This window comes from Pseudomonas entomophila (assembly GCF_029478665.1).
Taxonomy (GTDB): Bacteria; Pseudomonadota; Gammaproteobacteria; order Pseudomonadales; family Pseudomonadaceae; genus Aquipseudomonas; species Aquipseudomonas entomophila_F.
The window spans coordinates 140,876-160,187 of sequence record NZ_JARPQB010000011.1 but is presented as its reverse complement, the minus strand read 5'-3'; the positions used below and the strand labels follow the sequence as shown (position 1 = coordinate 160,187).

Annotated in this window: 10 protein-coding genes; 7 read left to right on the top strand and 3 right to left on the bottom strand. The window is 64.3% G+C overall.

All coding sequences use genetic code 11. The annotated features are described in order from the left end of the window. Positions 1–117: 117 nt before the first annotated feature. On the bottom strand, positions 118–1,533 hold the full coding sequence (locus tag P5705_RS07950; RefSeq protein WP_277460301.1) for an amino acid permease: 1,416 nt from the start codon (positions 1,531–1,533) through the stop codon (positions 118–120). A 426-nt stretch (positions 1,534–1,959) separates the two neighbouring features. Here P5705_RS07950 and P5705_RS07945 point away from each other — a divergent pair, with 426 nt between their 5' ends. The 3 genes from P5705_RS07945 to P5705_RS07935 all read left to right on the top strand — a co-directional run bounded on the left by P5705_RS07945 (position 1,960) and on the right by P5705_RS07935 (position 6,604). After that, a complete protein-coding gene (locus P5705_RS07945; protein WP_277460299.1) occupies positions 1,960–5,082 on the top strand; it encodes a transglycosylase domain-containing protein in 3,123 nt (1,040 codons plus the stop codon). Between the two features lie 221 nt (positions 5,083–5,303). Then, complete coding sequence (locus P5705_RS07940) at positions 5,304–5,846, top strand: PadR family transcriptional regulator (protein WP_277460298.1); 543 nt, start codon at positions 5,304–5,306, stop codon at positions 5,844–5,846. Continuing rightward, positions 5,843–6,604 carry a siderophore-interacting protein gene (locus P5705_RS07935; RefSeq protein WP_277460297.1) on the top strand — a complete coding sequence of 254 codons (762 nt, stop codon included), beginning with the start codon at positions 5,843–5,845 and terminating at the stop codon, positions 6,602–6,604. Before P5705_RS07940 ends, P5705_RS07935 begins: the two co-directional genes overlap by 4 nt. An 80-nt stretch (positions 6,605–6,684) precedes the next feature. Here P5705_RS07935 and P5705_RS07930 read toward each other — a convergent pair whose 3' ends face one another. Further along, positions 6,685–7,317, bottom strand: coding sequence for a Pr6Pr family membrane protein (locus P5705_RS07930; RefSeq protein ID WP_277460296.1), 633 nt, complete (start codon positions 7,315–7,317; stop codon positions 6,685–6,687). After that, complete coding sequence (locus tag P5705_RS07925; RefSeq protein ID WP_011532490.1) at positions 7,317–7,538, bottom strand: VF530 family DNA-binding protein; 222 nt, start codon at positions 7,536–7,538, stop codon at positions 7,317–7,319. Before P5705_RS07925 ends, P5705_RS07930 begins: the two co-directional genes overlap by 1 nt. Positions 7,539–7,775: 237 nt before the next feature. Here P5705_RS07925 and P5705_RS07920 point away from each other — a divergent pair, with 237 nt between their 5' ends. The 4 genes from P5705_RS07920 (at position 7,776) to P5705_RS07905 (ending at position 19,213) form a co-directional block, all read left to right on the top strand. Further along, complete coding sequence (locus P5705_RS07920) at positions 7,776–9,827, top strand: TonB-dependent receptor (RefSeq protein ID WP_277460295.1); 2,052 nt, start codon at positions 7,776–7,778, stop codon at positions 9,825–9,827. A 208-nt stretch (positions 9,828–10,035) separates the two neighbouring features. Then, the gene (locus P5705_RS07915) at positions 10,036–15,171 is read left to right on the top strand and encodes a SpvB/TcaC N-terminal domain-containing protein (RefSeq protein ID WP_277460294.1); all 5,136 of its coding nucleotides are present in this window, start codon (positions 10,036–10,038) and stop codon (positions 15,169–15,171) included. 252 nt (positions 15,172–15,423) lie between these two features. Next, positions 15,424–16,770, top strand: coding sequence for a carbohydrate porin (locus tag P5705_RS07910; RefSeq protein WP_277460293.1), 1,347 nt, complete (start codon positions 15,424–15,426; stop codon positions 16,768–16,770). A gap of 31 nt (positions 16,771–16,801) precedes the next feature. Continuing rightward, positions 16,802–19,213, top strand: a complete 2,412-nt coding sequence (locus tag P5705_RS07905; RefSeq protein WP_277460292.1) for a glucose/quinate/shikimate family membrane-bound PQQ-dependent dehydrogenase — start codon at positions 16,802–16,804, stop codon at positions 19,211–19,213. The last annotated feature ends 99 nt before the right edge of the window (positions 19,214–19,312 follow it).

The window sequence follows — 19,312 nt, the reverse complement described above, 5'->3', positions numbered from 1 at the left end:
GGGGCCGCTTTGCGGCCCTTTCGCGGCACAAGGCCGCTCCTACAGGGGGATACGTGAACCCTGTAGGAGCGGCCTTGTGCCGCGAAAGGGCTGCGCAGCAGCCCCAACACTTTCAGATCAGACGCTGCTCGCCACACCCTGTGCCTCTCTCGGCGCCAGTCGGAAGCTGTAGTACAGCGCCGTGAGCAGCACCAGGAACGCCGGGCCGATGTACAAGGCCACGCGGGTATCCTCGAAGTACGCCATCAAGCCCACCACCAGCACCAGGAACGCCAGCGCCAGGTACGAGCTCAGCGGCCACAGCCACATGCGGTATTTCAGCGCGTTGCGCTCGGCAGTGGACAGCCCGGCGCGGAACTTCAGCTGCGCCAGCAGGATCATCACCCAGGTCCAGATCGCGCCGAAGGTGGCGATCGAGGTCACCCAGACGAACACCTTCTCCGGCACCAGGTAGTTGGCCAGCACGCCCAGCAGCAGCGCGCCGATCGACAGCAGCAGCGCGTTGCGCGGCACGCCGCTCTTCGAGGTGCGGGCAAAGGCGGCCGGGGCCTGGCCATTTTGCGCCAGGCTGTAGAGCATGCGCCCGGTGCTGAAGATGCCACCGTTGCACGACGACAGCGCGGCGGTGATCACCACGAAGTTGATGATGCCTGCGGCGGTCTTGATCCCCAGGCGCTCGAAAGTCATGACGAAAGGGCTGCCCTGGCTGCCGATCTCGTTCCAGGGGTAGATCGACAGGATCACGAACAGCGCGCCCACGTAGAACAGCAGGATGCGCCAGAACACCGAGCCGATCGCCTGGGGGATGGTCTTCTGCGGGTTGCGCGCTTCGCCGGCGGTCAGGCCGATCATCTCCACGCCCAGGTAGGCGAACATCACCATCTGCAGCGACATCAGCACGCCGGTCACGCCATTGGGCATGAAGCCGCCGTTGCTCCACAGGTTGGAGATGCCCATGGCCACGCCGTCGTTACCGAAGCCGAAGGCGATGATGCCGATGCCTCCGAGCACCATGGCGATGATGGTGACGATCTTGATCAGGGCGAACCAGAACTCGAACTCGCCGAACGCCTTGACCGCGATCAGGTTGATCGCGCCCATGCTGCCCAGGGCCATCAACGCCCAGATCCAGCGCGGCACGTCGGGGAACCAGATGCCCATGTAGATGGCCACCGCGGTGATTTCGGCGACGCAGGTCACCAGCCACAGGAACCAGTAGTTCCAGCCGGTGAGAAAGCCCGCCAGCGGGCCGAGGTAGTCTTGCGCATAGCGGCTGAAAGAGCCGGCGACTGGGTTGTGCACCGCCATCTCGCCGAGGGCGCGCATGATCACCAGGATGGCCAGGCCACCGATGATGTAGGAAAGCATGATGGCGGGGCCGGCCATTTCGATGGCCTTGGCCGAACCGAGGAACAGGCCGACGCCGATACAGGCACCGAGGGCCATCAGGCGGATGTGCCGTTCGCCCAGTTCACGCTTGAGCGGGCCGCCCTGGGCGGACTCGCCATGGGCAGGATGGTTGCCGACTGGCATAGCAATACAACCTCATTTTGTTATTGGATTTGACCTTCGTGCGGCACCGGCCACGCCGATAGGCGGGGCGTCGTCTTGCCGGGCGGCCTTGTGGGCCGGCCCGCCCACCGTGCGCGTCAGGCGCCGGCTGGGCGAAGGGGGCGAGCAGTATAGGAAGCCATTTGCAGGGCTTTTCACTATATACAGCAGGAAATTTGGCGAGATTCCTCGGGCCAAAAGCCTCGAACGGAGTGGCATCTTCGTCTCGTTCCACCCATTCGCAGGAATGGGGCCGATACCATAGCAATATTGCCGAAGAATGGAAGTCACACCAAAGGCGCATGTCTGCACTGTTTTTTCGAGGCTTCCTACAAATTTTTCACCAACTCCGGCCATTGTCTAAGCTTCAGACAAGCAAGACGAAAATACCTGGCCGGACTCAAGACTATGGGCGCACTGTGGCAATCGGAACCAACCGGAACGGAAGCACCCAAGGCACCCCAGGCTGAAGCCCCATCGCAAAAATCCCCCCGCCAGCGCCGCCTGTGGTGGCGGCTGATCCTGCTCATCCTGATCGTGGCCATGGTGGCCGTGGGTTTCGCCGCCTGGGACGAAATCCAGACCTCGCGCCTGCAATCGCGCGAATTCAGCAAACTGGCCAGCACCCTCACCTACCAGCTCGAGCCCGGCCCCAGCGATGCCATCGTCTACCCCGGCGACGGCCCGTTCGACAAGCGCCTGGGCTACAGCGCGCTGGGCGAATTCCTGCCGCGCCTGCTCAAGCGCGACTACCTGATCAACCAGCAGGTGCGTTTCTCGCCCGCCTTGATGAACTACACCGACCATGGGCTGTTCGTGCCCTACGTGGAGAAGATCCAGGCCGGCCTGTCGATCACCGACTGCCGTGGCGACATGCTCTACCAATACAACTACCCCCAGCACCTGTACCCGAACTTCGCCGCGATCCCCCCCGTCATGGTCAACAGCCTGCTGTTCATCGAGAACCGCGAACTGCTCGACCCCAAGGACCCGCAGAACAACCCGGCGGTGGACTGGCCGCGCTTCGCCAAGGCCGCCTACAGCCAGGTGGCCAAATACCTGGCGTTGCCTGGCCAGTCGGCCGGTGGCAGCACCCTGGCGACGCAGCTGGAAAAATACCGCCACTCGCCCGATGGGCTGACCGTGTCCGGCGCCGAGAAGATTCGCCAGATGATCTCCGCCAGCGTGCGCGCCTACCAGGGCGGGCCAGACACCACCGAAGCGCGTGAACGCATCGTGCGCGACTACCTCAACAGCGTGCCGCTGTCGGCGGTGCCCGGGCATGGCGAGGTGCACGGCATGGCCGAAGGCCTGCGGGTGTGGTACGGCGCCGATTTCGACCAGGTCAACCAGGCGCTGGTGGCCACCACCACCGACGAGAAGAGCATGGCCGAGCGTGGCCTGGCCCTGCGCCAGGTACTGTCGCTGATGATCGCCCAGCGCCGCCCCTCGCATTACCTGTCCAAGGGCCGCATCGAGCTGGCCGAGCTCACCGATTCGCACATCCGCGTGCTGGCCGCCAACGGCATCATCGACCGCCCGCTGGCCGACGCGGCGTTGGCCAGCAAGGCGATCTACCGCGACTGGGTGGCCCAGCCGACCATCGTGCCGATCATCACCAACAAGGGCATCAGCCTGGCGCGCAACCGCATGGCGGCCATGCTCAACCGCCCGCTGTACGACCTCGACCGCCTCGACCTGTCGGCCACCAGCACGCTGCAGGCCGACCTGAACGTGCAGGTCAGCCAGTACCTGAAGAACCTCGCCGACCCGGCGTTCGCCGGGCAGATGGGGCTGATCGGCGAACGCCTGCTGACCAGCAAGACCACCGACCAGGTGAGCTACAGCTTCACCCTGTTCGAGCGCACCGCCGATGGCTCGCGGGTGCGGGTGCAGACCGACAGCACCAACCAGCCCTTCGACATCAACGAAGGCAGCAAACTGGAGCTGGGCTCCACCGCCAAGCTGCGGGTGCTCACCACCTACCTGGAAATCATCGCCGAACTGCACGACAAGTACGCTGGCAAACCCGCCGCCGAATTGAAGAAAGTGCCAGTGGCTGAACTCGACCGCATCACCCAGTGGTCGCTGGAATGGCTGATGCAGAACAGCAAGAACCAGAGCCTGGACGCCATGCTCGACGCGGCGCTGGAGCGCAAGTACTCGGCCAACACTGGCGAAGCGTTCTTCACCGGCGGTGGCATGCATGTGTTCAACAACTTTCGCAAGGAAGACAACAACCGCAACCCGACCCTCAAGGATGCGTTGCGCGAATCGATCAACCTGCCGTTCATCCGCCTGATGCGCGACCTGGTGCGCTACGTCACCTACCAGCAGCCGTTCAACCGCGAACCGCTGCTCAGGGATGACAGCGACCCACGGCGCCAGGAGTACCTGGCCCGCTTCGCCGATCGCGAAGGCACCAACTACATGATGCGGTTCTGGAAGAAGTACCAGCGCAAGACCTCCCAGCAACGCCTGGACACCTTCCTCGACAGCCTGCGCGTGACCCCGCAGCGCCTGGCCGCCGTGCACCGCTACCTGTTCCCCGAGGCCGGCCAGGAGACCTTCAACGCCTTCGTGCGCGCCCACAGCAAGGGTGACAAGCTGGCCATGGCCAAGCTCACCGACAGCCGCCTGGTGGAGATGTACGAGGCCTACGGCCCGGGCAAGTACGACCTGCCCGACCAGGGCTACATCGCCAAGGTCCACCCACTGGACCTGTGGATGCTCGGCTACCTGCTGAAGAACCCCGGCGCTTCGCTCAAGGATACCCTCAACGCCAGCCGCTTCGAGCGCCAGGAGGTGTACAGCTGGCTGTTCAAGAGCCGCCACCAGGGCGCCCGCGACAGCCGTATCCGCACCATGGTCGAGATCGAGGCGTTCACCGACATCCACCAGCGCTGGAAGCGCGTGGGCTACCCGTTCGACCACCTGGTGCCATCGCTGGCCACCGCCATCGGCAGCTCCGGCGACCGCCCCGCCGCCCTGTCCGAACTGGTCGGGATCATCCAGAACGACGGTGTGCGCCTGCCGACGCTGCGCATCGACACCCTGCACTTCGCCCAGGGCACCCCGTATGAAACCCAGCTGATCAGCGACCCGGACCGTGGCCAGCGGATTCTTCCGGTCGAGGTTGCCCGTGCGCTCAAGGGCGCCATGTCGCAAGTGGTCGACGCAGGTACCGCGCGGCGTATCTCCGGCAGCTTCAAGCTGCACGACGGCACGCCGCTGGTGATGGGCGGCAAGACCGGTACCGGCGACAACCGCATCGAGAGCTTCGGCGCCGGTGGCCGGCTGATCGGTTCGCGCTCGCTGAACCGTACCGCGACCTTCGTGTTCTACCTGGGCGACAACCACTTCGGCACCCTCACTGCCTTCGTCCCGGGCCGCAGCGCCGAGGCCTTCACCTTTACCTCGGCCTTGCCGGTGCAGGTGCTCAAGGGCATGGCGCCGATCCTCATGCCTTACCTGGAGCCCGGCAACCCCAATGCCTGCAAGGCCCCGCAGGTGGCAGCGGCACAACCTTGAGCCATGCCCTTGTAGGAGCCGGCTTGCCGGCGAACCGTTGCATGCCTTGGAATGCGATGGGGCGGTTCGCCAGCAAAGCTGGCTCCTACAGGGGGGTTGCGACCCGGCAGTCTAAATCGAACAGCTTTTTAGATGATAATCATCCGCATTTTAGGATTTGTCTTTAGATATATCTTGAGTAATATCTTGCGATATATCGAAACAGACAGAGCCCCAACATCATGCGCGACCATGCCCCGCACGATCCCTTCGAACGCCGCCCCGGCCGGGGCGAGCGCGGCCCGCGGGTATTCGCCCCCGGCGACCTGAAACTGCTGATGCTGTCGATGCTGGCCGACCAACCCGGCCACGGCTACGACCTGATCCGCCAGATCGAAAACCTCTTCGACGGCAGCTACAGCCCCAGCCCCGGGGTGATCTACCCGACCCTCAGCTACCTCGAGGAAGCCGAGCTGGTCACCGGCCAGGTCCAGGGCAGCAAGCGCCTCTACGCCATCACCGACGCCGGCCGCGCGGCCCTCGCCGAGCAGGCCGTGGCCCTCGACGGTGTGCGCATGCGCATCGAAGTCAGCAAACGCGCCCTGCGCGGCCATGACCGCCCGCCGGAAATCCACGAAGCCGTGGGCAACCTGCGCCACGCCCTGCACATGCACAGCGGCCGCTGGACGCCTGAAGAAATCGAGCGGGTCCGCACCCTGCTCAACGACACCGCCAAGGCCATCGCCTCCGGGCCGGCCGCGACCGTTACGGAGAACACCCCATGAGCGACACCATCCACCGCGTCAACCATGAAATCCGCCAACGCCGCCTGCAGGTGCTGCGGGTCACCGACCTTACCCCGCGCATGCGCCGGATCACCCTCGGCGGGCCGGAGCTGGCGGGCTTTACCAGCGTCGGCAGTGACGATCACATCAAGCTACTGTTCGCCACCACGCCTGAAGAGCAACTGGCCATCGACGCTCGCAGCCTTGGCCGCGACGGCGGCGCCCGGCCGACCATGCGCGAGTACACGCCACGGCGCATCGACCTGGCGGGCAATGAACTGGACATCGACTTCGTCCTGCATGGCGACGGCCCCGCCTCCACTTGGGCTGCTCAGGCAGCCCCCGGGCAGACCCTCGACATCGCCGGCCCGCGAGCCTCGATGGTGGTGCCGGACATTTTCGACAGCTACCTGTTGATCGGTGATGAAACGGCGATCCCGGCGATAGCCCGGCGCCTGGAAGAATTGCCTGCGGGCCGCCAGGTGCTGGCGGTGATCCAGATCGAGGATGAGCAGGAACGCCAACCGCTGGTGAGCCAGTCTCAGGTCGAGGTGATCTGGGTGCGCCGGCACGAGGAAGACGTGCTGGAGCGGGTGCGCCACCTGGCGCTGCCACAAGGCCGGCTGTATGGCTGGGTAGCACTGGAGAAGGCGCTGACCCGCCAGGCCAAGGCATTGCTGCTGGACAAAGGCGTGCCGGAAGACACCCTCAAGGCCGCCGCGTATTGGCGAGCGGATGGCACCGCCGACGACGAGTAGACACCTCGCCCACCTGTAGGAGCCAGCCTTGCTGGCGAACCGGACGCCGCGAATCCAGCGGTTCGCCAGCAAGGCTGGTCCTACAGGTGATCGATGCGCCGCCAGCGATCCAGCCCCAGCAACACCAGCCCGATCCCCCAGAACCCCGCCAGCACCGCCAGGGCGTTGAGCAGCACCTGCCCATACCCCAATCGCGCCACATCGACGAATGGATAGGGATAGACGCCTATCTCATGCCCGCGCAGCAACACGAACGCAAAATACGATGACGGATACAACGCCCATGCCGCCAGGTGCCAAAGACGCAATCGCCTCTTGGGCACTTCGAACCACCAGTAGAGGACAAACACCACCGGCATCACGTCATGCAGCAGTTCGTCCGCCAGCCACTGCCAGCCTTCGGGCTGCCACAGGTGCCTCAGCAGCAGACTGTAGGCCAGCGCCACCAGCACGATGCTGGCGGCCACGCATGAACTGACCGGCGCCGAGAGGAAAAACCGCCTGGCCGCCGATTCGCGGCCGAACGCGGCATGGCTCAGCACCGTGGCCACCAGGGTGTTGCTCAGGACGGTGAAATAACAGAACAGGTTGACCAGCCCGCCCACCAGGCTGGCCTGTTCCTGCCAACGCGCCACCAGCACCAGGTACAGCTGGATCGTCAGCCCCGCCCAGCCCAGGACAGCCGCCAGCGTCAACCAAGGGCGGCGCGGCATCAGCCTTTGCGCTGCAATTTCACGTACAACTGCTCGACTTTCTCGCGCGCCCAGGGCGTCTTGCGCAGGAAGGTCAGGCTCGACTTGATGGTCGGGTCGCTCTTGAAGCAACGGATGTCGATGCGCTCGGCCAGGCCCTGCCATTGGTAGTGCGCCACCAGCTCGGTGAGGATCTGCTCCAGGGTCTTGCCGTGCAGCGCGTTGTGTTGGGCCGTGCTCATGCCAATGCTCCAGGTTCGGGAAGGTGCGCACATTACACAAGTGTAGGAGCGGATTCATCCGCGATGCGCCGCACAAGCGGCGCTCGATCGCGCAGGCAGCACAGACCGTCGGCGAACGCATCGCGGATAAATCCGCGCCTACAGGCAAAAACCACTGGCGGTCCCGAAAAGCATTATGCTGAAATAGATACGTTATAAAGTAACAACAACGTTATCTGCCAAGGAACGTCACTCCCCATGCTGTGCTCCCCTCTGCGCCTCTCCCCCCTCGCCGTCGCGCTCTGGTTGGCCTCCACGTCCAGCCAGGCCATCGAACTGCAACCCCAGGTCATCACTGCCAACCCCCTGGGCAATGCCCAACTGGCCGCACCGAGCACCGTTCTCGAAGGCGACGACCTGCTGCAACAGCAGCACGGCAGCCTCGGTGAAACCCTCAACAAACAACCCGGCGTCGCCTCCACCTGGTTCGGCCCCGGCGCCAGCCGCCCGGTGATCCGTGGCCTGGACGGCGACCGCATTCGCATCCTGCGCAATGGCGTGGGCGCCCTCGATGCCTCGTCGCTCTCCTACGACCACGCCGTGCCGTTGGACCCGGTCAACGTCGAACGGGTCGAAATCGTCCGCGGCCCGGCCGCCTTGCTCTACGGCGGCAACGCCATCGGCGGCGTGGTGAACACCTTCGACAACCGCATTCCCGATTCGCCCATCGACGGTATCCACGGTGCCGGTGAACTACGCTACGGCGGCGCCGACACCACCCGCAGCAGCGCCGGCAAGCTGGAAGCCGGCAACGGCGCGTTCGCCCTGCATCTGGATGCCAACAGCCGCCAGTTCAACGACCTGCGCATCCCCGGTCATGCCCGCAGTTCGAAAGTGCGCGACGCCGACGACCCCGGCAGCAAGCACCGTCTGGAGAACAGTGACGGGCGCCAGGACGGCGGCGCAATCGGCGGTTCCTATCACTGGGAGCATGGCTACACCGGCCTGTCCTACAGCCGCTACGACAGCAACTACGGTTCGGTGGCCGAACCCGGCGTGCGCCTGGACATGCAGCAGGACCATTACGGTTTCGCCTCGGAACTGCGCGACCTCGACGGCCCCTTCAGCTCGGTCAAGGTCGATGCCGGCTACACCGACTACCAGCACCGCGAGATCGAGAGCGGCGAGGTGCACACCACCTTCAAGAACAAAGGCTACGAGGCCCGTATCGAAGCTCGCCACCAACCGCTCGGCCCGGTCGAAGGCGTGATCGGCGCCCAGGTCAGCCGCAACGAGTTCTCCGCCCTGGGTGAGGAAGCGTTCGTCCCGCACACCGATACCGACAGCCTGGCGCTGTTCCTGCTCGAGCAATGGCAGGCCACCGAACGCCTGAACCTGAGCCTGGGCGCGCGCCTGGAGCACACCCGCGTCGACCCGGACGCCAAGGGCAACGAGACCTTCGCCGGTGCCGACAGCGCCAGCAGTTTCAACGCCTTCAGCCTCTCGTCCGGCGCGGTGTACCAGCTCGATTCGGTGTGGGCGCTGGCAGCCAACCTGGGTTACACCGAACGCGCCCCGACCTTCTACGAGCTGTACGCCAACGGCGCCCACGTCGCCACCGGTGCCTACGAAGTGGGTGACCCGAACCTCAACAAAGAGAAGGCGATCTCCGGCGACCTGGCCCTGCGCTTCGACAACGGCACCCACAAGGGCAGTGTCGGCGTGTTCTACAGCCACTTCCGCAACTACATCGGCCTGATCGGCACCGGCAACCTGCGTGGCGGGCATGACCATGATCATGCTGATGAAGACCATGATCACGACCATGATCATGACCACGGGGAGTTCCCCGAGTACGCCTATCAAGGTGTGCGCGCGCGCTTCTACGGCATCGAGGCGCAAGACCGCTGGCAACTGCTGGAGAACCGCTATGGCCGCTTCGCCCTGGAATTGTCCGGCGACTACACCCGAGCCAAGAACCTCGACAGCGGCGAGCCGCTGCCACGTATCGCGCCGCTGCGCCTGAACAGCGGGCTGGTGTGGGAGCTGGATCGCTGGCAGGCGCGGGTCGACGTGCAACATGCCTCCGCGCAGCACCGCAAGCCGGCCAACGAGACCAGCACCGAGGGCTACACCACCCTGGGCGCCAGCGTCGGTTATCGCTTCGAGGTCGGCCAGAGCCAGTGGCTGGCGTTCGTGCGTGGGGAGAACCTGACGGACCAGACGGTGCGCTATGCCAGCTCGATCCTGCGGGATATTGCGCCGGCGCCGGGGCGCAGTGTCGAGGTCGGGTTGCGTACGACGTTCTGACCGGTAGGGGCCGGCTTGCCGGCGAACACAGGCAACGTGCTGCATGGCACCGGCCCTGCCGGTGTTCGCCGGCAAGCCGGCTCCTACGGGGGCTAGCACGCAATCACAGGGGACTCACCTGGCATTTCTGCCAGTTTTGCAAAGCCGGGCCGCTCCCTAGAATCCAGGCAATGTCGTTTTCTGGATGCCATTGCCTTGGAGGTGCCCTGTGCCTGAACAGTCTGCTTCGGTTCCAGAGGAAAGCCGCGCGCCCTTCTACACGCCGCCGACCCTCCCCAAAGGCGGCGGCACGGTCTCGGTGGGCGGCGGCATGCTGTCTGCCGGCGGCCCCGACGGCAGCGCCGGCTGGCAACTGCCGCTACCGTCCCCTGCCGGGCGGAGCCTGTCGGCCGCGTTGACCCTGCAATACTCCTCCGGCGGTGGCAACAGCGCGTTCGGCGCAGGCTGGGAATGCCCGTTGCCGGCGGTGTTCGTGATGACCCGGTTTGGTTTCCCCAAGTACGACGGCAATGACCGCATGGTGGGGCCATCAGGTGAGGAAATACTGAAAAGCGGTGAAGCCGCCGACGACGCACTGCTCAAACGCTCCGGCATTGCCGGTCAATACAACGGCACTTCATGGCGCGCACGTACCTTCAGCCAGGCAGAACGCCTGGAGCATTGGGTACCCAAAGCCACCCCGACTCACCCTGGCTTCTGGCTTCACGTTCTGCCAGACAACAGCCTGTCGCTCTATGGCTGGTCGCCATCGGCCCGCCTGCAAGAGACCGAAGAGCCAGGTAACCCTACCCCGAGGCGCGTCGCAGGCTGGTATATCGAAGAGACCCTCTCCTCCAGCAGCGACGACCATCTTGTGTACCGCTACCGCAATGAGGATGAAGAAGGCTGCAGTACGGAGGAAAAGCAGGCCCATCCGAGGGTCGCCAATGTTTATCCGGATACGGTCTACGCCAGATATTTCAACAACGTCTCGAAGACACTGCTGATCCCCACGGGTGCCTTCAAGGAGGGCGATTTCCTGGAGTTTGCCCAGTTCTATTACGGTGAATTCGAAACCGGCCCGGGCAACCCACCTCCCCCTCCACGGACTGGAGACCAGAAAATCGAATGGCCGGTTCGTGAGGATCCCCATTCATTCTGGCGTTATGGTTTTAACGTGCGTCTGCGTCGCCGTTGCCAAGATGTGTTGCTCTGGCGTCGCACGAATATCTTCAATGGCGATACTGACACTACACCTGAATGGGTCAGCCACCTTCACCTGAGCCATGACAGCAGCCCGCTGACCAGCCTCCTCGAATCCGCTGAACAAATCACCCACGATCCACGTTTTCGGATGCCGCCCCTCGAATTCTGGATGAGCCGCCCCGGCCGGAAAATCAGGAATCGGCAGGCAAACGACGTAAAGGCCAACGACTGGGAACCACTGCCGTCCCTGGACGGTTTCTGGCAACCCAACTGGCAGATGGCCGATCTGTATGGCGAAGGCATCCCCGGCATGCTGTACCTCGACAACGGCGCCTGGCATTACCGGGAACCGCAACGCCTGGACAACCCCGCCGGAAAGGACCTTGTCACCTGGGGCAAGGCCATGCCACTGGCGTTTCCCCTCCAAGGCAGCGACGGCATGTTGGCCGACCTGGACAGCGATGGCCAGCCGGAGTGGCTGGTCATCACAAACAGTCTGAGAGGCAGTTTCACGCTGGCGCCGGACGGTACCTGGGGCACGCTGGTGCCACTGGCGGGGCTGCCGGGGGAATATGCGCATCCGCTGGCGCGAAGGGCAGACCTCACCGGTAACAGCCAGGACGACGTCGTCCTGCTGAGGGCGCTGGGGCCCAGGACCGTTCGCCTGTACCCGGCAAACGGCACCAAAGGCTGGATGGCCGCGCTGAACGAGGAATATCAAGGCAGTGAACCGTTACCCTCGCTGGACGACTCCGAACATCAGCTGGTCGCCTTCGCCGACCCGGCAGGCAGCGGTCAACAGCATCTGGTAAGAATCACCGGCAACGGCGTTACCCTATGGCCGTCCTTGGGTCATGGCCGATTCGACAACGCGCTGAGGATCGACGGCTTCGCCGTCGAAAACTTCAACGCCTCGAGGGTATTCCTGGCCGACACCGATGGTTCCGGCACCACGGATATCCTCTACATGTCACCCGACGGTATCCAGGTGTTCGTCAGCCAGTGTGGCAACCAATACAGCAAAGGTGTTTTCATTCCTGCCCCGGTAGGCGTGGTACTGGATGAGACCTGCCAGCTACAGGTCGCCGACATCCATGGGCAGGGCACCGCCGACCTGTTGTTGACCCGGCTGCACGGTGGCGAGGGCAACCAACCGCAAAGCTGGCTGTACCGCTTCAACGACCATCGCCCCTGGTTACTGGGCAAGGTGTCCGACAATGCCGGTACCTGCACCCACCTGAGATACCGCAGCTCCGCACAGGCCTGGCTCGACCATAAGGCCGATGTGCTCGCCCGCACCGGGCGAGCGCCCGTGAGCTATCTGCCCTTCCCTGTGCACACAGTCAGCCGGGTGACGACAATCAACGAAATCACGGGGCTAAGCCTTGGCAGCGAAACGACTTACCTCGGTGGCGTATGGGATGGCCAGGAGCGCGAATTCGCCGGTTTCTCTCGGCTGATCCAACGCGACACCAACGAACAGGCACAGCTGGCGTCGGCAGACCTGTCACCGACCAGCCGCACCTGCACCTGGTTCCATACCGGGATCGAGGCACGCGATCTTGTCACGCAAGGTGCCTTTGTCGACATAGACGCACACTTCCCCCAGGAGCCGGTTCGCTTTACCCACTGGACCGGTGGCAGTGAACAGCCCTTGGAGCCAACGCCTTCGATACGCCCTTGGTTGTATCGCGCCGTGCGCGGCCAGGTACGGCGCATCGAAGTGTATGGCGAAGACAGCAGCGAGCAGGCCGACAAGCCCTATAGCGTTGTCACCAATCGCCTTCAAGTGCGCCTGCACGACACAGCCGACGCCGAACGCCCGGCAGCCTTGGTGACACCCGTTGAGATACTGACCTTCGCCTGCGAACGCATCACCGAGGACCCGGTGGTAAACCAAGCCATCGTCCTCGAGCAGGATGAGTACGGGAATGTTCTGCAGAGTGCCGCCATCAACTACCCTCGGCTGCTGTCTCCTGCCGCGCTGGCGGAGGAAGATACGGCGCGGCGCATCTACCCGAAAGCACTGCCCGAGGGGCTGATCACCGCCAGTTGCGATGACCAGCAGTACGGCTGCTGGATAAACCTTACCCGTGCAACCGTGCACAACCTGACGGCAGACGGTGACTGGGCGATCGGGCTTCCAGGCTCGACCCGATCGGATGCCGTGCTCATCCCCAGTTCCGAAATTCCAAAGGGTGGATACTCGATCGGGAATTGGCCGGACTTGCCATCGAAGTACGCCGACCGTTTCACGCTGACCGGCTATCAGAAAGTCCTCTGGCGAAAGACCGACGGCAGCGGCATCTCCGGCACCCCATCAGTTCCGGCGCTGGTGGCCTACACCCGCACGGCGATGTTGGACGAGGCCTCGGTCGAGGCCTTGCAACCCACGTTCGAACTCACCCTGCAGCAACTGGTCACGGACGCACTGAATACCCCGAATGCGGACCCAGCCGTCCTGACCCGCGTGCACCAGCGGGTGCCGACACCAGACGCGGAAACACTCTATGCCGTGTTGATGCTCTACCTGTCGCAGCGCAGCCCGCTGGATACGGAGGCCTGCCAGGTACTACGCGGCGCTTTGAAGCAGATCATCTCGGTTGCAAGCTTGTGCCAGAAGTTGAAGGACGCCACCGCGGGCACATTCTCCGAGGCATTGCGCACATCGCTGAGCCAGCAGAGCCGTGTACCGGATGCGGAGCTTGCGGGAGTAATGCTTTGGTATGCCCAACAACAGGAAGTACCTGAGAATGACCTGAAAACGCTCTATCTCACGTTGGCCAGTACGATGCCCGAGACTGTGTTCTGGCGCTGCGTCCTGTTCGGTTGCCAGTCGCAAGGTCCGTACCCTGCCGCCCACCTCCCCACTCGGGAATGGCTGGACGGTGTTCGGTCGGTGCTTGACGGCCAAGTGCAGGAGGAATCGCTTGAGGACTTGCTGAAACGGGGCGGCTACATCGCAATGCGCCGGCCAGCGGATGCACCAGAGCTGGATGAACCTCATGACCCAGCAGGCCTGGGTGCCCCCGGCATCCCGTTCGAACCCGCGATCGCAGGGGCCTATGCCGGACACCACGGCATCACCCTGTACCACGACGAAGCGCATTTCTGGTTGCCGAAAACCGTCCAGGAAAATACCGTCACCGGCCCTGTTCAGCTGGCGTACACCGCACATGACATTGCCGTGAACAAGGTGACCGACGCGGCTGGCCTGAGCAGTGAAGTGAAAGCCTATGACTGGCGATTCCTGACCCCCATCGAAATCCTCGATGCCAACGACAACACCAGCAAAGTCGCGCTGGATACGATGGGGCGGGTCAGGCATACGCGTTTTCATGGCACCGAGACCGCAGCCGGCGAGACGGTACCGAAAAATGCAGGCTACGACCCTGATCGCCCATTCGAGCCACCACTCACCGTCGAAGACGCCGTGAAACTGAACGACAGCAAGAACGTGCCTGTGGCGCAGGCATTCACGGTCATCGCCGACAGCTGGATGCCCCTGAAACTGCTGGCGGACGGCTCCCGTTCCGATCAGCGCTGCAGCGAGCGGGAGTGGCAACGCGACGCCGAGCGCCTGCAACGCGACGGTATCGTTGCACAGCCAACGATGGAAGGCCGTGCGCCCCCCCACGTCATTCAGATCCAGACCGATCGCTACGACGATGACCCACAGCAACAGGTGCGCGTGCAAGTGATGTTGAACGGCGGCGGGCAAGTACTGCAAACCGCCATCCGCAACCCGGAAGGTGAAGCCTTCGTTTTCGATACCGAAACGGGTGGGCTGAAGACGGACGACGATGGCAACGCACTGATCGAGCACGCGGCTGTCCGCTGGGCGGTGACCGGCAAGACCGAGTTCGACAACAAGGGCCAACCCGTGCGCGTCTGGCTGCCTTTCTATCTCAACGACTGGCATTGGGTGAGCAATGACAGCGCCCGCAAGAACAACGAAGGCATCTATGCCGATACTCACATCTACGACGCACTGGGCCGGGAATGCAAAGTCGTGCGAGCGGCCGGCGAAGCGGTTGACGGTGAATGGGCGAACTACGAGCAACGCGTGCAGGCCTACCCCTGGTTCACGGTCGCGGAGGATGAGAACGACACCTGGAAGGATGTGATCGAGCGGGCAAAGCGCAAGCGCGGCCAGTGACAACTGGAGCCGGGGGAACGGGCAGGGGCTGACCTGGAGAGAGCAGCCCTTGCCCGACTTGCCACTGACTGTTACCGCAGAAGCAACAATCCCCTGCGACATTTTGTCTTTTTTTCTTACAACTTCCCCTATATCCTCCCCGCCGCAAGCTGAATCGCTTCACCGACCACCTTTCGCAGCCATTCCCTTTTCGAAGACCCGCGTTTCGTCGCGCTTGCCGTTTCCTCAACAATCAAAAGATAGCGCTATCTCATGTTGCAACTGCCCAAGACCCGCTACTCCGGCCTCGCCCTAGCCACCCTGCTCGGCGGCCTCTCAACCACCACCACCGCCAACGAACTGTTCGCCAAGGATTCCCCCTGGATGCTCGGCGACTGGGGTGGCACCCGCAGCGAGCTGCTGGAGAAAGGCTACGACTTCACCCTCGGCTACACCGGCGAGATGGGCAGCAACCTGCACGGCGGCTACAGCCACGACCGCGCCGCGCGCTACAGCGACCAGTTCACCTTCGGCGTGAACATGGACCTGCAGAAGATCCTCGGCTGGCAGGACACCGAGTTCCAGCTCACCGTCACCGAGCGCCATGGCGACAACATCAGTAACGACCGCATCAACGACCCACGCGTCGGCGGCTTCACCTCGGCCCAGGAAGTCTGGGGCCGTGGCGAAACCTGGCGGCTGACGCAGATGTGGATCAAGCAGAAATACTTCGACGGCGCGCTGGATGTGAAATTCGGCCGCTTCGGCGAGGGCGAGGACTTCAACAGCTTCCCCTGCGACTTCCAGAACCTGGCCTTCTGCGGCTCGCAGGTGGGCAACTGGGTCGGTGGCATCTGGTACAACTGGCCGGTCAGCCAGTGGGCCCTGCGCGTGCGCTACAACCTGAACGACGAACTCTACGCCCAGGTCGGCGTGTACGAGCAGAACCCCTCCAACCTCGAAAGCAACAACGGCTTCAAGCTCAGCGGCAGCGGCACGCAAGGCGCGGTCATGCCGGTGGAACTGGTGTGGAGCCCGCGCCTCAACGGCCTGAAAGGGGAATATCGCGCCGGCTACTACTACAGTAATGCCAAGGCACAGGATGTACTCAAGGACAGCCACGGCACGCCAGCCGCCATCAGCGGCGCCGCCTATCGCAGCAGCTCGAGCAAGCACGGCCTGTGGCTGGGCGCCCAGCAGCAGGTGACCTCGCAGGCCAGCGACCAGTCCCGCGGCCTGAGCCTGTTCGCCAACGCCACGGTGCACGACAAGAAGACCAATGCCATCGACAACTATGTTCAGGCAGGTGTGGTTTACAAAGGGCCGTTCGATGCCCGCGCCAAGGACGACATCGGTTTCGCCCTGGCCCGCGTGCACGTCAACCCTGGCTACCGCAAGAACGCCCGCCTCATCAACCAGGCCAACGGCCTGGACGACTACGACAACCCCGGCTTCCAGCCCGTGCAAGACACCGAGTACAGCGCCGAACTCTACTACGGCATCCACCTGGCCGACTGGCTCACGGTGCGCCCGAACCTGCAGTACATCCGCCACCCGGGCGGCGTGTCGCACGTCGACGACGCGCTGATCGGTGGCCTGAAGATCCAGAGCACTTTCTAACCCGACCCTTCCACACTACGGAGAACAGACGATGAGCACTGACGGTGCCAAGAATGGAACCCGCTGGCTACCGCGCCTGATGGGCGTGCTGCTGTTGCTGATGGGCCTGGCCCTGCTGGCCGGCGGCATCAAGCTGAGCCAGCTGGGCGGTTCGCTTTACTACCTGATCGCCGGGATCGGCTTCGCCCTGTCCGGCATCCTGTTGCTGGCCAAGCGCCGCATCGCCCTGGGCCTATACGGCCTGGTGCTGCTGGGCAGCACCGTGTGGGCGCTGTGGGAAGTCGGCCTGGACTGGTGGCAACTGGTGCCGCGCCTGGCCATCTGGTTCGCCATCGGCGTGGTCCTGCTGCTGCCGTGGGCCCGTCGCCCGCTGCAAGGCCCGGCTTCGAAAATCAACACCGCCCTGCTCAGCGTGGCCGTGGTGGCCTCCGGCGCGACCGCGGTCGCCAGCCAGTTCACCCACCCGGGCGAAATCCGTGGCGCGTTCAGCCGCGACGACAGCGAGATGGGCAGCGCCGCGCCGGCCATGCCGGACGGTGAATGGCAGGCCTATGGCCGCACCGAACATGGCGACCGCTACTCGCCGCTGCGCCAGATCACCCCACAGAACGCCTACCGCCTGGAAGAAGCCTGGCGCATCCGCACCGGCGACCTGCCGAGCGAAAACGACCCGGTGGAGCTGACCAACCAGAACACCCCGCTGAAGGTCAACGGCATGCTCTATGCCTGCACTGCCCACAGCCGGCTGCTGGCCCTGGACCCGGACACCGGCGTCGAGATCTGGCGCTACGACCCACAGGTCAAGAGCCCCTCCGGCACCTTCAAGGGCTTTGCCCACATGACCTGCCGCGGTGTCTCGTACTACGACGAGAACAGCTACGTCAGCCGTGACGGCAGCCCGGCACCGAAGGTGTCCGACGCCGGCCAGGCCGTGGCCCAGGCCTGTCCGCGCCGCCTCTACCTGCCCACCGCCGACGCCCGCCTGATCGCCATCAACGCCGACAACGGCAAGGTCTGCGAAGGCTTCGCCAACCAGGGCGTGATCGACCTGACCCGCGGCATCGGCCCGTTCACCGCCGGTGGCTACTACTCCACCTCGCCGGCCGCGATCACTCGCAGCCTGGTGATCATCGGCGGCCACGTCACCGACAACGAGTCGACCAACGAGCCGTCCGGCGTGATCCGCGCCTACGATGTGCACGATGGCCACCTGGTGTGGAACTGGGACAGCAACAACCCGGACGACACCAAGCCCCTGGCCGACGGTAAGCTGTACAGCCGCAACTCGGCCAACATGTGGTCGATCGCCAGCGTCGATGAAGACCTCGGCATGATCTACCTGCCGCTGGGCAACCAGACGCCGGACCAGTGGGGCGCCGACCGCACCCCGGGCGCCGAGAAGTACAGCGCCGGCATCGTCGCCCTGGACCTGGCCACCGGCAAGGCGCGCTGGAACTACCAGTTCACCCACCACGACCTGTGGGACATGGACGTCGGCAGCCAGCCCACCCTGGTCCACCTGAAGACCGACGACGGCGTCAAGCCGGCGGTCATCGTGCCGACCAAGCAGGGCAGCCTGTACGTGCTCGACCGTCGTGACGGCACGCCGATCGTGCCGATCCGCGAGATCCCGGTACCGCAAGGCGCCGTGAAAGGCGACCACACCGCGCCGACCCAGGCCCGCTCCGACCTCAACCTGCTTGGCCCCGAGCTGACCGAGCAGGCCATGTGGGGCGCCACGCCGTTCGACCAGATGCTTTGCCGCATCCAGTTCCGCGGCCTGCGCTACGAAGGCCAGTACACCCCGCCGTCCGAACAGGGCAGCCTGGTCTACCCGGGCAACGTCGGCGTGTTCAACTGGGGCAGCGTGTCGGTCGACCCGGTGCGCCAGCTGCTGTTCACCTCGCCGAACTACATGGCCTTCGTGTCGAAGATGATCCCCCGCGAGCAGGTGGCCGAGGGCAGCAAGCGCGAAAGCGAGACCAGCGGCGTGCAACCAAACGCCGGCGCGCCGTACGCGGTGACCATGCACCCGTTCATGTCGCCGATCGGCATCCCGTGCCAGGCGCCAGCCTGGGGTTATGTGGCGGCCATCGACCTGTTCACCAACAAGGTGGTGTGGAAGCACAAGAACGGCACCACCCGTGACAGCACCCCGGTGCCGATCGGCATGCCGGTGGGCGTGCCCAGCATGGGCGGCTCGATCGTCACCGCCGGTGGCGTCGGCTTCCTCAGCGGAACCCTGGACCAGTACCTGCGCGCCTATGATGTGAAGAACGGCCAGGAGCTGTGGAAAGGCCGCCTGCCGGCAGGCGGCCAGGCCACGCCAATGACCTACACCGGCAAGGACGGCAAGCAGTATGTGCTGGTGACCGCTGGCGGCCACGGCTCGCTGGGCACCCGCATGGGCGACTACATCATCGCCTACAAGCTGGCTGAGTAAGCCCGCCTGAGCGGTGGTGCCCGCACCACCGTTTCAACGAACGAGGCCGCTGCCAGTCCCCTGGCAGCGGCCTCGTTGCGTTTCGGGCCGCAGGTGCAC

Bases quoted from the DNA above. Each gene is read 5' to 3' on its own strand.
- P5705_RS07950 (WP_277460301.1), bottom strand. From the start codon at position 1,533: ATGCCAGTCGGCAACCATCCTGCCCATGGCGAGTCCGCCCAGGGCGGC.
- P5705_RS07945 (WP_277460299.1), top strand. From the start codon at position 1,960: ATGGGCGCACTGTGGCAATCGGAACCAACCGGAACGGAAGCACCCAAG.
- P5705_RS07940 (WP_277460298.1), top strand. From the start codon at position 5,304: ATGCGCGACCATGCCCCGCACGATCCCTTCGAACGCCGCCCCGGCCGG.
- P5705_RS07935 (WP_277460297.1), top strand. From the start codon at position 5,843: ATGAGCGACACCATCCACCGCGTCAACCATGAAATCCGCCAACGCCGC.
- P5705_RS07930 (WP_277460296.1), bottom strand. From the start codon at position 7,317: ATGCCGCGCCGCCCTTGGTTGACGCTGGCGGCTGTCCTGGGCTGGGCG.
- P5705_RS07925 (WP_011532490.1), bottom strand. From the start codon at position 7,538: ATGAGCACGGCCCAACACAACGCGCTGCACGGCAAGACCCTGGAGCAG.
- P5705_RS07920 (WP_277460295.1), top strand. From the start codon at position 7,776: ATGCTGTGCTCCCCTCTGCGCCTCTCCCCCCTCGCCGTCGCGCTCTGG.
- P5705_RS07910 (WP_277460293.1), top strand. From the start codon at position 15,424: ATGTTGCAACTGCCCAAGACCCGCTACTCCGGCCTCGCCCTAGCCACC.
- P5705_RS07905 (WP_277460292.1), top strand. From the start codon at position 16,802: ATGAGCACTGACGGTGCCAAGAATGGAACCCGCTGGCTACCGCGCCTG.